Annotated in this window: 9 protein-coding genes; 4 read left to right on the top strand and 5 right to left on the bottom strand. The window is 58.9% G+C overall.

What is annotated here, in order from left to right:
• The first annotated feature begins 27 nt into the window (after nt 1-27).
• From H7K56_RS16505 to H7K56_RS16495, 3 genes are read left to right on the top strand one after another with little or no spacing between them, the layout of a single operon-like run.
• Nucleotides 28-675, top strand: a complete 648-nt coding sequence (locus H7K56_RS16505) for a YjbF family lipoprotein (RefSeq protein WP_150360511.1) — start codon at nt 28-30, stop codon at nt 673-675.
• Nucleotides 672-1,409 (top strand): capsule biosynthesis GfcC family protein, encoded by a 738-nt coding sequence (locus tag H7K56_RS16500; protein WP_150360512.1) that lies wholly within the window; start codon nt 672-674, stop codon nt 1,407-1,409. The genes H7K56_RS16505 and H7K56_RS16500 overlap by 4 nt, the downstream gene beginning before the upstream one ends.
• Entirely contained in the window at nt 1,409-3,499 is a 2,091-nt protein-coding gene (locus H7K56_RS16495) for a YjbH domain-containing protein (protein ID WP_150360513.1), read from the top strand. The genes H7K56_RS16500 and H7K56_RS16495 overlap by 1 nt, the downstream gene beginning before the upstream one ends.
• 134 nt (nt 3,500-3,633) lie before the next feature.
• Here the strand turns inward: H7K56_RS16495 and metH are convergent, their stop codons facing one another.
• Nucleotides 3,634-7,317 carry a methionine synthase gene (gene metH / locus H7K56_RS16490; RefSeq protein WP_150360514.1) on the bottom strand — a complete coding sequence of 1,228 codons (3,684 nt, stop codon included), beginning with the start codon at nt 7,315-7,317 and terminating at the stop codon, nt 3,634-3,636.
• 196 nt (nt 7,318-7,513) lie between these two features.
• Between metH and iclR the strand changes: the two genes are divergently transcribed.
• On the top strand, nt 7,514-8,344 hold the full coding sequence (iclR, locus tag H7K56_RS16485) for a glyoxylate bypass operon transcriptional repressor IclR (protein WP_058757603.1): 831 nt from the start codon (nt 7,514-7,516) through the stop codon (nt 8,342-8,344).
• On the opposite strand, the gene aceK is transcribed toward iclR, so the two are convergent.
• The 4 genes from aceK to metA all read right to left on the bottom strand — a co-directional run bounded on the left by aceK (nt 8,341) and on the right by metA (nt 14,263).
• A complete protein-coding gene (aceK, locus tag H7K56_RS16480) occupies nt 8,341-10,077 on the bottom strand; it encodes a bifunctional isocitrate dehydrogenase kinase/phosphatase (RefSeq protein WP_136546760.1) in 1,737 nt (578 codons plus the stop codon). The genes iclR and aceK overlap by 4 nt on opposite strands.
• A gap of 66 nt (nt 10,078-10,143) precedes the next feature.
• Complete coding sequence (gene aceA, locus H7K56_RS16475; protein ID WP_150360515.1) at nt 10,144-11,448, bottom strand: isocitrate lyase; 1,305 nt, start codon at nt 11,446-11,448, stop codon at nt 10,144-10,146.
• A gap of 16 nt (nt 11,449-11,464) precedes the next feature.
• The gene (gene aceB / locus H7K56_RS16470) at nt 11,465-13,063 is read right to left on the bottom strand and encodes a malate synthase A (RefSeq protein ID WP_150360516.1); all 1,599 of its coding nucleotides are present in this window, start codon (nt 13,061-13,063) and stop codon (nt 11,465-11,467) included.
• Nucleotides 13,064-13,333: 270 nt separating this feature from the next.
• Nucleotides 13,334-14,263, bottom strand: coding sequence for a homoserine O-acetyltransferase MetA (gene metA, locus H7K56_RS16465; RefSeq protein WP_031279798.1), 930 nt, complete (start codon nt 14,261-14,263; stop codon nt 13,334-13,336).
• Nucleotides 14,264-14,578 lie beyond the last annotated feature (315 nt).

Below are 14,578 nucleotides of genomic sequence, written 5' to 3'. Positions count from 1 at the left end.
TTGCCTCTATTGAGACAGGGATACACAGTGCGCCGACTCTCTTTGCTGCTTCTTTGCCTGTTGCTGCAGGCTTGCACACAAACGCAAAAAGGCCTCGAACAGACCGTGATGCTCGCCATCAGCGGTCCGGACGATGTCACCGTCAGCGATGAACAAATCGCTAATCTGCCCTATGCCAGCCTGTATGCGCGCGTCGACAACGGTCCGCGCATTTTTGTGGTGCTGGGCTACCTGGAAAACGGCCAGCAGAAATGGGTAACCCAGGATAAAGCCATGCTGGTGATGCAGCACAGCCGTCTGGTGAAAACCCTCGGCCTGCGCGACAACCTGCAGGCCGTCAGTAACCTGGCGCAGGATCCGCTGGCCGATGCGCTGCGGCTGCAAAATGGCGCGCAGTGGACGCGCGTCGTGCAGTGGCGCGAGCAGGACAACGTGCGCGCCGCCACCGCTCACTCCACCTTTCAGCGCGGTGACGATGAAGTGCTGAACCTCGCCGGCGAGCGGGTGCCCTGCCACGTCTGGCACGAAACGGTAGAGATGGAGAGCCCCGGCGTCATCTGGCAGAACACCTTCTGGATCGATAACCGCGACGGTACGGTGCTGCAGGCGCAGCAGATGCTGGCGGCTGACCAGTTCCCGATTGCAACCACCCTTCTGAAGCCGGCGAAATCATGAAAAAAATCAATTGCTTGCTGGCGGCACTCGCCCTCACGGCGGCCAGCCATGCGCTGGCGGATAGCCAGGTGACGGTACACCCTGCGCACGATCAGCGCAGTTTCCAGATCGATCATGCCAGCACGCTTAGCGAACTGGTAACGAACCCGGCGCTGCACAGCTGGTGGCCGGGCACGGTGATTGCCGAACGCGGTGCGACCGCCGTGGCGCAGCAGCAGCACGCTCAGCTGCTGGCGGATCTGCGCGCCTGGCAGGCCGACAGCGGTACTTCACTGGCCGCAACCATCGGCAGCGTAATCCAGCAGCTCAGCGCCCTGCAGGTTACCGGGCGCCAGTTTACTTCGCTCGATCCCGACTGGGTGCGGCTGCGTCCGGAAGCCAACCGTAAACTGCAGGGCAGCTACGACCTGTACATCGTGGCAGCGCCGACGCAGGTACGGGTGATGGGCGCACTCAGCCATCCCGGCAGTGAGAGCTGGCAGCCAGGACGCACGGTGCGTGACTATCTCGCGCCGCATGCGCGTTTATCGGGTGCCGAACGCAGCGTGGCCACTGTGATTGCGCCGTCAGGTGAGACGCAACAGGTGCCGATCGCTTACTGGAATCAGCGGCATGTTGAAGTCGAGCCTGGCAGCACCATCTGGCTGGGCTTCTCCACATGGAGCCTGCCCTGGGGCCAGCCTGATTTGAATGCGCGCATGCTTTCCGTTCTGACTCACCGGATGCCAGACTGATGAAAAAACAATTACTCCTCAGCCTGTTGGCTGCTTCTGTCGCCGCCGCATGCCAGGTGCAGGCGGAAACCTGGCCGGAACCGGTCGGTCCTTCACAATCTGATTTTGGCGGCGTGGGCCTGATGCAAACGCCGACCGCGCGCATGGCAAAAGAGGGCGAATTTAGCCTGAACTTCCGCGATAACGATCAATATCGTTACTATTCTGCGTCATTGCAGCTGTTCCCATGGCTGGAAACCACGGTGCGCTATACCGACGTACGCACCCGCCGCTACAGTGCGGTGGAAGGCTTCAGCGGCAACCAGAGCTATAAAGACAAAGCCTTCGACCTGAAGCTGCGCCTGTGGCAGGAGAGCTTCTGGCTGCCGGAAGTGGCGGTCGGTTCGCGTGATTTGGGCGGTACCGGCCTGTTCGACAGTGAATATCTGGTGGCGAGTAAAGCCTGGGGGCCGTTTGATTTCAGCCTCGGCCTGGGCTGGGGCTATCTCGGCAACAGCGGCACTATCAAAAACCCGTTCTGCTCCTACAGCGATAGCTTCTGCAGCCGCACCGGCGGCGGTTCGGCGGGTTCCATTAACGGCTCGCAGATGTTCCACGGTCCGGCGGCACTGTTTGGTGGCATCGAATACCAGACGCCGTGGCAGCCACTGCGTCTGAAGCTGGAGTATGAAGGCAACGATTATCAGGACGATTTTGCCGGCCGGCTGGAGCAGCGCAGTAAGGTCAACGTTGGCGCAATCTATCGCCTTACCGACTGGGCGGATATCAACGCCAGCTACGAGCGCGGCAATACCTTTATGTTTGGCGTGACCGTACGCACCAACTTTAATTCGTTACACCAGTCGCACCTTGATAGCGCAAAACCGGCTTATCAGCCACAGCCGCAGGGCGATCTGCTGCAGCCGACGGTGGTCGCTAATCAGCTTACCGATCTGCAATACAATGCCGGACTGAATGGTCCGCGCATCCAGACCAAAGGCCGCACGCTGTACGTCTCCGGCGAGCAGACCAAATATCGCGACACGCGCGAAGGCGTTGACCGCGCTAACCGCATCATCATGAACAATCTGCCGGCTGGCATTGATACGATTGAAGTCACCGAGTCGCGCTTTAACATGCCGCAGGTCACCACGCGCACCGATGTGGCCAGCCTGAATAACGAACTGCGCGGCTATCCGCTCGGTCACGAGCAGCCGCTGCAGCAGACGCGTGAAGAACCGATCGATCCGGGCACCACCGAACAGGGCTATTTCATCCGTAAGGATCGCCTTAACTACAGCCTGTCGCCGGTGCTGAACCAGTCGGTCGGCGGCCCGGAAAGCTTCTACATGTACCAGCTCGGCGTAATGGGCAATGTCGATTACTGGCTGACCGATCACTGGCTGATTGGCGGCAGCCTGTTTGGCAACATCGCCAACAATTATGACAAGTTCAACTACAACGGCGCGCCAGCCGACTCGACGCTGCCGCGCGTGCGCACCCACATTCGCGACTACGTGGAGAACAACGTTTACGTGAATGATCTGCAGGCCAACTACATGCGCTATCTCGGCAATGGCTTCTACGGCCAGGTGTACGGTGGCTATCTGGAAACCATGTATGGCGGCGTGGGCGGCGAGCTGTTGTATCGCCCGGTGGACAGCAACTGGGCTTTTGGTCTCGATGCGAACTACGTGAAGCAGCGTGACTGGGACAACATGATGCAGTTTACCGATTACAAGGCGCCCACCGGGCACCTTACCGCCTACTGGCGTCCGTGGTTCATGCAGGATGTGCTGGTGAAAGCCAGCGTCGGTGAATATCTGGCGAAGGACAAAGGGGTCACGCTGGATGTGTCGAAGCGCTTTGACAGCGGCGTGATGGTCGGCTTCTACGCCACCAAAACCAACGTGTCAGCCGAAGCGTATGGCGAAGGGGATTTCACCAAAGGTTTCTATATTTCGATTCCGATGGATCTGTTTACCGTCACGCCAACCCGTGGCCGTGCGCAGGTGAACTGGGTGCCGCTGACGCGTGACGGCGGTCAGATGCTGGGCCGTAAGTACCAGCTGTACGATCTGACTGCCGATCGCGATGCGCGTTTTAATTAAAGCGTAGCGCGGGGTTAAACCCGCGCCATTTAACGGTGCGCATTAATGCGCACCCTACGTGAACCATGTAGGGTCGCCATTGATGGCGACCGCCTGCCAGCATTTCATTGCGCGCGCTCTGCGCCGGCAATTCATCAATCCGCGTCGTAGCCTAAATTCGGTGCCAGCCAGCGCTCCACGTCGCTGACGCTCATGCCTTTACGCGCCGCGTAATCTTCCACCTGGTCGCGCTGAATCTGCGCCACGGCGAAATATTTACTCTCCGGATGACTAAAATACCAGCCGGACACCGCGGCACCGGGCCACATGGCAAAAGATTCGGTCAGTTTCATGCCGGTGTGATGTGCCACATCCAGCAGCTGCCAGATTTGTGCCTTCTCGGTGTGTTCCGGACAGGCCGGATAGCCCGGCGCCGGACGAATGCCCTGGTAATTTTCGCGAATCAGCTCGTCGTTGCTGAGATTTTCATGGGCGGCATAGCCCCAGATCACCTTACGCACGCGCTCATGCAGATATTCGGCAAACGCCTCCGCCAGGCGATCCGCCATCGCTTTCACCATGATTTTGTTGTAATCATCGTGCTGCTGGTCGAACGCCGCCGCCAGCGCATCCTCCTCCAGCCCGCCGGTGACGGCAAACGCGCCGAGATAATCCGCTTTACCACTGGATTTCGGCGCCACGAAGTCCGCCAGACAGTAGTTGGCGAAGTCGGTTTTTTCCGTTTGCTGGCGCAGATGATGGCTGACGCACAGCACCTCGCGCCGGGTCTCGTCACGGTAGATTTCAATGTCGTCGCCGACGCGGTTAGCCGGGAAAATGCCGACCACGCCGCGCGGCCTGAGCGTGTCCTGCGCGCTGAGGTTATCCAGCATCGCATTGGCATCGGCAAACAGCCGCGTGGCTTCTTCGCCCACCACCTCATCTTCCAGGATACGCGGATATTTGCCGGCCAGCGACCAGGTCATAAAAAACGGCGTCCAGTCGATGTAGTTGCGCAGCGTATCGATACTGGCCTCCACTGCGCTGACGCCGGTACGATGCGCCACCGGTGGCGTGTAGCGTTGCCAGTCAATGACGTAATGATTATCGCGCGCGGCCTGTAGCGTGACCGGCGGCGTGCGCGGCTTTTTACGCGCGTGCTGAATCCGCACGGTTTCGTACTCCTTACGCGTGCGCGCCACAAACGCCTCTTTCAGCGTGGGTGACAGCAGCGAAGAGACCACGCCGACGGTGCGCGAGGCGTTCTGCACATAGACCGTCGGGCCGCTGTAATTCTGCTCAATTTTCACCGCCGTGTGCGCTTTCGAGGTGGTGGCCCCGCCAATAAGTAGCGGCAGCGTAAAGCCCTGGCGCTCCATCTCTTTCGCCACGTTCACCATCTCGTCGAGCGACGGGGTAATCAGGCCGGAAAGTCCGATGATGTCGGCGTTTTCCTCACGCGCGGTTTTCAGGATTTTGTCGCCCGGCACCATCACGCCCAGGTCGATGATTTCGTAGTTGTTACACTGCAGCACCACACCAACAATATTTTTGCCGATGTCGTGCACGTCGCCTTTTACCGTCGCCAGCACGATTTTACCGTTGCTGCGGCCGGCCTCTTTGCTCGCCTGGATAAAGGGTTCGAGGTAGGCCACCGCCTGCTTCATCACGCGCGCCGATTTCACCACCTGCGGCAGAAACATTTTGCCCTCACCAAACAGATCGCCGACCACATTCATGCCGGACATCAACGGTCCTTCAATGACTTCAATCGGCCGTGCCGCGGCCTGGCGCGCCTCTTCGGTGTCCTGCTCGATAAACTCGGTGATACCTTTCACCAGCGAATATTCCAGTCGCTTCACCACGTCCCAGCTGCGCCATTCGGCCTGCTGCTTGTCCTGCTCACCCTCGCCTTTGTTGCCGCGATACTTCTCCGCCAGCGCCAGCAGTCGCTCGGTGCCATCGTCGCGCCGGTTGAGGATCACGTCCTCAACCGCATCGCGCAGCTCCGCCGGCAAATCGTCATAAATCGCCAGCTGACCGGCGTTGACGATGCCCATGTCCATACCGTTGCGGATGGCGTAGTAGAGGAACACCGCGTGAATCGCCTCACGCACCGGTTCGTTACCGCGGAACGAGAACGACACGTTGGAGACGCCGCCGGAGATCATCGCATGCGGCAGTTCGCGTTTGATGTCTTCACAGGCACCGATGAAATCCATCGCGTAGTTGTTGTGCTCTTCGATGCCGGTGGCCACGGCAAAGATATTGGGGTCGAAAATGATGTCTTCCGGCGGGAAACCAACCTCTTCAGTGAGGATGTGGTAGGCGCGGCGGCAGATCTCAATTTTGCGCGCGCGGGTGTCCGCCTGGCCCACTTCGTCGAACGCCATCACCACCACCGCCGCGCCGTAGCGCCGCACTTTGCGCGCGTGCGCAATAAACGGCTCGATGCCCTCTTTCATCGAGATGGAGTTGACGATGCCTTTGCCCTGAATGCACTGCAGACCTTTCTCAATCACCTCCCATTTCGAGGAGTCGATCATGATCGGCACACGCGCAATATCCGGCTCACCGGCAATCAGGTTGAGAAAGCGCACCATGGCCGCTTCCGCATCCAGCATGCCTTCATCCATATTGATATCGATAATCTGCGCGCCGTTTTCCACCTGCTGGCGCGCCACGTCCAGCGCTTCGTTGTACTTCTCTTCTTTAATCAGGCGCTTAAATTTGGCCGAGCCGGTCACGTTAGTGCGCTCACCCACGTTGACGAACAGTGAATCGGCCTGAATATTGAGCGGTTCGAGGCCAGACAAGCGGCAGGCGACGGCTATTTCCGGCAGCGGCCGCGGTGGCACGCCCTCGACCGCTGCCGCCATCGCCGCAATGTGCTGCGGCGTGGTGCCACAGCAGCCACCGATAATGTTGAGGAAGCCGGCGCGCGCCCACTCGCCAATCTGCGCCGCCATCGTCGCCGCATCAAGGTCATATTCGCCGAAGGCATTTGGCAGACCGGCGTTGGGGTGGGCGCTGACATAGCCTTCGGCAATGCGCGACAGCTCCTGCACATACTGGCGCAGTTCGTCCGGACCAAGCGCGCAGTTGAGGCCGAACGACAGCGGCTCCGCGTGGCGCAGTGAGTTGTAGAATCCTTCCGTGGTCTGGCCGGAGAGCGTCCGGCCTGACGCATCGGTAATGGTGCCGGAGATCATCAGCGGCAGCGTCACGCCCATCGCTTCCATCTCGCTCTGTACCGCATAAATCGCCGCTTTGGCATTCAGGGTATCGAACACCGTTTCGATCATGATGATGTCAGCACCGCCGCTAATCAGCGCATGGGTCGATTCGCGGTAGGCGTCCACCAGCTGATTGAAGGTGATGTTACGAAACGCGGGATCGTTGACGTCAGGCGAGATCGAGCAGGTGCGGTTGGTCGGGCCGAGCACGCCAGCAACGTAGCGCGGGCGATCGGGCGTTTTTGCCGTCCACGCGTCGGCGCAGGTGCGCGCCAGTTTCGCCGCTTCGAAGTTGATCTCCGCCGACAGCGCGGCCATTTCATAGTCGGCCATGGCAATCGGGGTGGCGTTGAAGGTGTTGGTTTCGAGAATATCCGCGCCAGCCGCCAGGTAAGCATCGTGGATTTCGCGAATGACGTCCGGCTTACTCAGCACCAGCAGGTCATTATTGCCTTTCACATCGCACGGCCAGTCAGCGAAGCGGCTGCCGCGAAAATCCTGCTCATCCAGTTTGTAACTCTGGATCATGGTGCCCATGCCACCGTCCAGAATCATGATGCGTTGTGCCAGCTGCTGCTGTAGCGTTGCGGTTTTATTGCTCACTCTTGCCCCATCCACGTCATTACGCTGGCTAAATGCCAGCCAGTCATACTGGCACAACTTTCAAATGAGCAAAAGTCACCCGTTTGCGGCCACCGGCGGCAAAATGACCAGCAGATCCGACCAGTCAGCCAGCGTTTGCATTCATACCATTAAAAACGAAAATGGTTTCCATACCTGCAATGACTGTGGAGATGTTATGGCAACCCCTGCGCCCGCGAAACGCGGCAAAAAACCCCGTACGGCTCCGGCGGCCAGTGCCCCTGCCGGCGGCCAGGTACAATCTCTGACGCGCGGGCTGCGTTTGCTGGAGCTGATTGCCGAATCACACGGTAGCGTGGCGCTGACCGAGCTGGCGCAACAGGCCGGGCTGCCCAACTCCACCACTCATCGCCTGCTGACCACCATGCAGCAGCAGGGATTTGTGCATCAGGTGGGCGACCTCGGTTTATGGACCATTGGCGCTCATGCCTTTGTGGTCGGCAGCAGTTTTCTGCAGAGCCGCAATCTGCTGGCGATTGTGCACCCGATTCTGCGCCGGCTGATGGAAGAAGCCGGCGAAACCGTGAATCTGGCGGTGCTGGATCTCAGTGATTATCAGGCGGTGATTATTGACCAGGTACAGTGCACCCAGCTGATGCGTATGTCAGCGCCGATTGGCGGCAAGTTGCCGATGCATGCGTCCGGTGCCGGCAAAGCGTTTCTCGCTCACCTTAGCGATGATCAGGTCACCGCTCTGCTGCATCAGAAGGGATTACATCACTACACGCCGAAAACCCTGATGTCGCCGCATAGCCTGAAGGAGAATCTGGCGCTGATCCGTAAGATGGGTTTTTCGCACGACGACGAAGAGCACGCGCTCGGCCTGCGCTGTGTGGCGGCACCGATTTATGATGAACACGGCGAACCGTTTGCCGCCATCTCCATCTCCGGCCCGCTGGCGCGTATGACCGACGACCGCATTACCGAGCTCGGGGCGCTGGTGATCCGCGCGGCGAAGCAGGTAACACTGAGCTATGCCGGCCGCTAGGCGGCCACTGACGCGTAGCGCGCGCTGAAACGCTGTCCGGCGCGCCACGCCATCACCTCTTCAATATGCCCGGCACGGATCCGCGCCTGCAGGGCGCGCCACCAGCCAGGATCGAACAACTGCGGATGCAGCGCCTGCAGCAGTTTTCCGGTCGCCGGTTCGCTGCACAGCGCGTAGCGGAAGGTTTCCGGAAACACATCATCCGGCCCGACGCTGTACCACGGCTCGGCCTGCAGCTCATCCTCTTCGTAACGCGCCGCCGGAACATCGCGGAACACCAGCTCGGTCATCGGGCGGATTTCATCATAGTCGTAAAACACCACGCGGCCATGGCGCGTCATGCCGAAGTTTTTAAACAGCATATCGCCGGGGAAGATATTGGCCGCCGCCAGCTGACAAATCGCATCGCCGTACTCCTCAATGGCGTGCTGGCGCTGTTCCGGCGTCGCCTGCATCAGCCACAGGTTAAGCGGCTGCATGCGACGCTCCAGCCATAAGTGGCGGATGATCAGTACGTCATCGCGCAGCTCGATTTTTTCCGGAATCTCGCGCTCAAATTCCGCCATCAGCGCCGCCGGAATGCGCGCGCGCGGGATGGCGAAATGCTCAAACTCCTGGGTGTCAGCCATGCGCCCGACGCGGTCATGCTCTTTGACCAGCCGGTAACAGGCGCGCACCTGCGCATCCGTCACCTCTTTTTGCGGCGCGAAGCGATCTTTAATCACCTTAAATACCCGATCAAAACCGGGCAGCGTAAATACCAGCATCACCATACCGCGCACGCCGGGTGCGATGGTGAATGCTTCCTGACTGTGCGCCAGGTAATCTAAATATTCGCGATAGCATTCGGTTTTACCGTGTTTCTGGCAGCCAATCGCCATATAGCGCTCGGCGAGGGTTTTGCCCGGCAAAATCGGCTGCAGCCAGGCCACCAGCGCGGCTGGCACCGGCGCGTATACCATGAAATAGGCGCGGGCAAAGCCAAACACGATGCTGGCGTCATTGCTGTCGGTGAGGCAGGTATCGATCCACAACCGGCCGGCGTCATCGCGCTGAATCGGCAGCAGACACGGCACAATCTCGCCCGCGCTCAGCTGCAGCCGCGCCACAATCCAGGCGGTTTTGTTGCGATAAAACAGCTCGCTGGCGACGTCCAGCGTGGCATGGGCCAGCTGTGCCGCGCTGAACTGCTCGTGCAGATGACGCACAATCCAGCCGATGTCGCGCGTCTGATCCTGCCACGTCAGCCGCAACGGAATGTCATTTAATACCTGACGCAGCGTCTCATGCCAGCTGTGCTGCGGCCGGTACAGGCGCGACAGCGGTCGCTGCGCCGGCGGCGCGGGCGCGTACGGCTGTGACGGCAGGATAAACAGCCGCTCAGGCAGTAAGTGGCTGTGCCCCAGCAAGCGACAATAGACAGAATTAAAAAAGCTTTCGGCAATTTCATGACGCGGATAGCCCGGCAGCAGCGTGGCATAGTGGCTTTTCACCCGCAGCCAGAAGGCGTCATCCCAGTCGGCCATCTCGTTGAGGATGCGCAACTGATTGGCGACCAGCCCGACGTGATGATCATACAAATGGATACGCGCTTTCATCGCCTGCTGCACCGCCTGCCAGTCCGCCTGTTCAAAGCGCTGCTGCGCGCCTGCGGTAATATCGAGAAAGCGACCGTACTGCGCATCAAAACCCTGCAGAATCGTGTGGGCGATAAGGGATTCTCTCGGTGACATCGGCAATCTCCGGCAAGCGTGAGCCAGTGAAACGGTGCGCCATGCTGCGCACCGGGAGTACGCTGATCAGAACTGTGCGGCTTCGGTGGAGCCGGTCAGCGCGGTGACCGACGAGCTGCCGCCCTGAATCACCGTGGTGATGCGATCAAAATATCCGGTGCCCACTTCCTGCTGATGCGCAGAGAAGGTGTAGCCGCGTTCGCGTGCGGCAAATTCCGGCTGCTGCACTTTTTCCACGTAGTGGCGCATGCCTTCGCCCTGCGCATAAGCGTGCGCGAGGTCGAACATGTTGAACCACATGCTGTGGATACCCGCCAGGGTGATGAACTGAAAGCGGTAGCCCATTTCGCTCAGCGCCTGCTGGAAGCGGGCAATGGTGCGATCGTCGAGATTCTTCTTCCAGTTAAACGAAGGCGAGCAGTTGTAAGCCAGTAGCTTGCCGGGATACTGCGCGTGAATCGCCTCGGCGAAGCGCTGCGCCAGCGCCAGATCCGGCGTGGAAGTTTCGCACCACAGCACATCGGCATACGGCGCATACGCCAGGCCGCGGGCTATCGCCTGTTCGATACCGGCATGGGTGCGGAAGAAGCCTTCAGCGGTCCGTTCCCCGGTGATAAACGGCGCATCGCGCTCGTCGCAATCGGAGGTAATCAGATCGGCAGCGTCGGCATCGGTGCGCGCAATCAGCACCGTGGGCACATCCATCACATCGGCCGCCAGCCGCGCCGCCACCAGTTTCTGAATCGCTTCCTGCGTCGGCACCAGAACTTTGCCGCCCATGTGCCCGCACTTCTTCACCGCCGCCAGCTGATCTTCAAAGTGCACCGCGCCGGCACCGGCCTGTATCATCGCTTTCATCAGCTCAAAAGCATTGAGCACCCCACCAAATCCGGCTTCCGCATCGGCGACAATCGGCAGGTAGTAATCGATAAAGCCGTCATCTTCAGGCGACAGTCCGCTCGCCCACTGGATTTGATCGGCGCGCTGAAAACTTTGGTTAATACGTTCCACCACGTTCGGCACCGAATTGACCGGATACAGCGACTGGTCCGGATACATCTGCCCGGCCAGGTTTGCATCGGCCGCCACCTGCCAGCCGGAGAGATAAATCGCCTCAATGCCAGCTTTCGCCTGCTGCACCGCCTGCCCGCCGGTCAGGGCACCGAGGCTGTTGATATAGCCTTTGCGCGCGTCACCGTTCAGGAGTGCCCACAGCTTTCTCGCGCCGCGATTCGCCAGCGTGCAGGCGGGATTAACGGAGCCGCGCAGGTTAATGACCTCTTCGGCGCTGTAAGGACGGGTAATACCCTGCCAGCGTGATGCCAGCCAGCTGTTTTCCAGTTGAGCGATCTGTTGGGTACGATTTGACATAGCAGTATCTCCAGAGTCAGGGCAGCAGGCGGTAGCCCGGCAGGGTGAGGAAAGGAACCAGTTGTTCGTCGGTGGTGATTTGCGCCATCAGCGCAGCCGCATCTTCATAGCGACCGGCGTCAAAGCGCGCGTCACCCAGGCTGTGGCGCAGGGCCGCCAGCTCTTCATCAAGAAACTGTTCGAACAGCGCGGCGGTCACCAGCTGACCATCGCTGAGGATTTGCTTGTGGTGAATCCACTGCCAGATGGAGGTACGGGCAATCTCCGCGGTAGCGGCATCCTCCATCAGCCCATCAATAGGCACGCAGCCATTGCCGCTGATCCACGCTTCCAGATACTGCAGCGCAACGCGGATGTTGGCACGCATCCCGGCTTCGGTGCGCTGACCACGGCACGGGCGCAGCAGGCGCTCGGCGGTGATCGGCGTATCCTGTTCACGACTGACGTGCAGCTGATTGGGGCGATCGCCCAGCTGGCGGTCAAACTCCGCCATGGCGATGTCTGCCAGGCCGGGATGGGCGACCCAGGTACCGTCATGGCCGTTGCCCGCTTCCCGTGCTTTGTCCTCCTGCACTTTCTGCATCACCCAGGCGTTGCGTTCAGCGTCTTTGGCCGGGATGAGCGCCGACATGCCGCCCATCGCCAGCGCACCGCGCCGGTGGCAGGTTTTGATCAGCAGGCGCGAATAAGCCTCGAGGAACGGCTGGTCCATGCTGATCTGCTGACGATCCGGCAGAATGCGGTCACCATGCTGGCCCAGCGTTTTGATGTAGCTGAAAATGTAATCCCAGCGGCCACAGTTGAGGCCAACCACGTGATCGCGCAGTTCCCACAGGATCTCATCCATCTGAAATACCGCGGGCAGCGTCTCGATCAGTACCGTGGCTTTGATGGTGCCGCGCGGCAGATCGAAACGATCTTCACTGAAGCGGAAGATTTCCCGCCACCATGCCACTTCCGCCGCATGCTCGGTTTTCGGCAGATAGAACCACGGACCGTGGCCCTTCTCCAGCAGCGCGGTGACGTTGTGAAACAGATAGAGCGCAAAGTCGAATAACCCGCCGGGAATGGCTCGATCGCGCCACTCAACATGCTTCTCATCCAGATGTAAGCCGCGAACCCGGCACATCAGCAGCGCCGGATCGGATCGTAACTGGTAGATCTTGCCGTTTTCGCTGGTGAAGCTCAGCGTGCCGTTAACCGCATCGCGCAGCGCCAGCTGGCCATCAAGCAGTTTTTGCCAGGTCGGTGCCAGCGAATCCTCAAAATCGGCCATGAACACTTTGACGTTAGCGTTCAGCGCGTTGATCACCATTTTGCGATCTGGCGGACCGGTGATTTCGACGCGGCGATCGCGCAGTAGCTGAGGAATGGGCCTCACCTGCCAGTCACTTTGCCGAATGGAAGCGGTTTCCGAATTGAAATCTGGCAACGCCCCCTGATCGTAGCGCTGCTGGCGCTGCTGACGCGCTTTCAGCAGACGCTCGCGCTCGGGTGCAAAGCGCACCACCAGCGAGTGCAGGAAATCAATGGCTTCGGGCGTCAGCAGCTGCTTTTCCGCGTGGGTAAAGGGCTGGCTAAAGGTCAGTGTCGGGCTGATAACCGTGTCTGTCATGCGGGCTGCCTCCTGGTTTGATCCTTTTTCTAACGACAGGATCGGGCTGTAGGGTATTTTTTAACCGGCAAGATCAGAGCATAATCATTTTTATTTTAATTTCAAAAACTATTTCCATTTTATGGCTTTATTGATTTTATTTATCTGATTTAACTGTAATTTAATCTCACGAAATAAAGGCAATACGTTCCATCATAGAAAAAAGGCAAAAAAAAGCCGCGACCACACGCGGCTGTCACGGCAGGTTTAAACGCGTTGTTAGCGGGCGTTTTACTCGAGCGTTGGATTCATGTGGCGCAGATCGAATGGCGTAATCTGATAGACGTAGTAGTTGAGCCAGTTGGAGAACAGCAGGTTGCCGTGGCTACGCCAGGTGGCGCGCGGCGGCAATTCCGGGTTGTCCTGCGGGAAGTAGTTGAACGGCACCTCAGGGTGCAGGCCGGCCTCGTAGTCCCGATGGTACTCACCCGACAGCGTAAGAGCGTCATATTCCGGATGGCCGGTAACAAAGGCCAGGCGCTTGTCTTTACTCGCCATCAGATAGGCACCGGTGCTTTCTGATTCGGCAAACAGCTCGAGATCGGTATAGTCACGAATCAGCTGGCTGGGAAAATCAGCATAGCGTGAATGCGGTGCCAGGAAGTTGTCATCAAAACCGCGCGTCAGTAGCGCGTGCGGATGAAGGATCTGATGCTCATAGACGCCAGACAGCTTGTTCTGTCGCGTTTGTTTAGGAATGCCATACAGGATGTTAAGCGCCGCCTGCACCGCCCAGCAAACGAACAGGGTAGAAGTGACGTGCTCTTTTGCCCAGTGCAGCACGCGCTGAATTTGTGGCCAGTAGGCAACATCATTGAAATCAACCAGCCCCAGCGGCGCACCGGTGACGATCAGGCCATCAAAGTTATCGTTAGCGATATCGTCGAAGTTGCAGTAGAAGTTGTTCAGATGCTCGCTTGGCGTGTTGCGCGACTCGCGGCTGTCGATGCGTAACAGCTGAACATCGATCTGCAGCGGCGAGTTAGAGAGCAGGCGCAGAAACTGGTTTTCGGTCTCAATTTTTTTTGGCATCAGGTTAAGGATCAACACTTTAAGCGGACGAATCTCCTGAACACTGGCGCGCGATGAGGTCATGACAAAGACATTCTCATTACGCAAAAAATTCACTGCCGGTAATTCGTCGGGGATCCTGATTGGCATAACCTGCTGACCTCTTGCTGATAACCATATAAACGTTTAGACATCCAGATGCCCGAGATTAGCCTGGCTGCCGCTGGATGTCGAGTCTTCATGCGGTTTATGAAAATGTTTCAGCATTGAGCGGCAATAGCCCCGAGCGCCGCGCGGTGAGCAGCAGCAATAAGGTCGGAATAAAAGCGCGTTAGAATTTTTTCAGGATTAAATAAGTCGTTATGGAGGGGTTTTTGGCGGCAAATTTGCCGGAGTGCGGATGTAAAAAAGCCCCGGACTCTCGTCCGGGGCTTCTTCACTTATTTAATGCCTGGCAGTTCCCTA

Origin of the sequence: Pantoea dispersa (assembly GCF_014155765.1) — a bacterium.
In the GTDB taxonomy this organism is placed as follows: domain Bacteria; phylum Pseudomonadota; class Gammaproteobacteria; order Enterobacterales; family Enterobacteriaceae; genus Pantoea; species Pantoea dispersa.
This window is presented reverse-complemented; position numbering and strand designations above follow the sequence as displayed.

Bases quoted from the DNA above. Each gene is read 5' to 3' on its own strand.
- H7K56_RS16500 (WP_150360512.1), top strand. From the start codon at position 672: ATGAAAAAAATCAATTGCTTGCTGGCGGCACTCGCCCTCACGGCGGCC.
- H7K56_RS16495 (WP_150360513.1), top strand. From the start codon at position 1,409: ATGAAAAAACAATTACTCCTCAGCCTGTTGGCTGCTTCTGTCGCCGCC.
- iclR (WP_058757603.1), top strand. From the start codon at position 7,514: ATGGCAACCCCTGCGCCCGCGAAACGCGGCAAAAAACCCCGTACGGCT.
- aceK (WP_136546760.1), bottom strand. From the start codon at position 10,077: ATGTCACCGAGAGAATCCCTTATCGCCCACACGATTCTGCAGGGTTTT.
- aceA (WP_150360515.1), bottom strand. From the start codon at position 11,448: ATGTCAAATCGTACCCAACAGATCGCTCAACTGGAAAACAGCTGGCTG.
- aceB (WP_150360516.1), bottom strand. From the start codon at position 13,063: ATGACAGACACGGTTATCAGCCCGACACTGACCTTTAGCCAGCCCTTT.
- metA (WP_031279798.1), bottom strand. From the start codon at position 14,263: ATGCCAATCAGGATCCCCGACGAATTACCGGCAGTGAATTTTTTGCGT.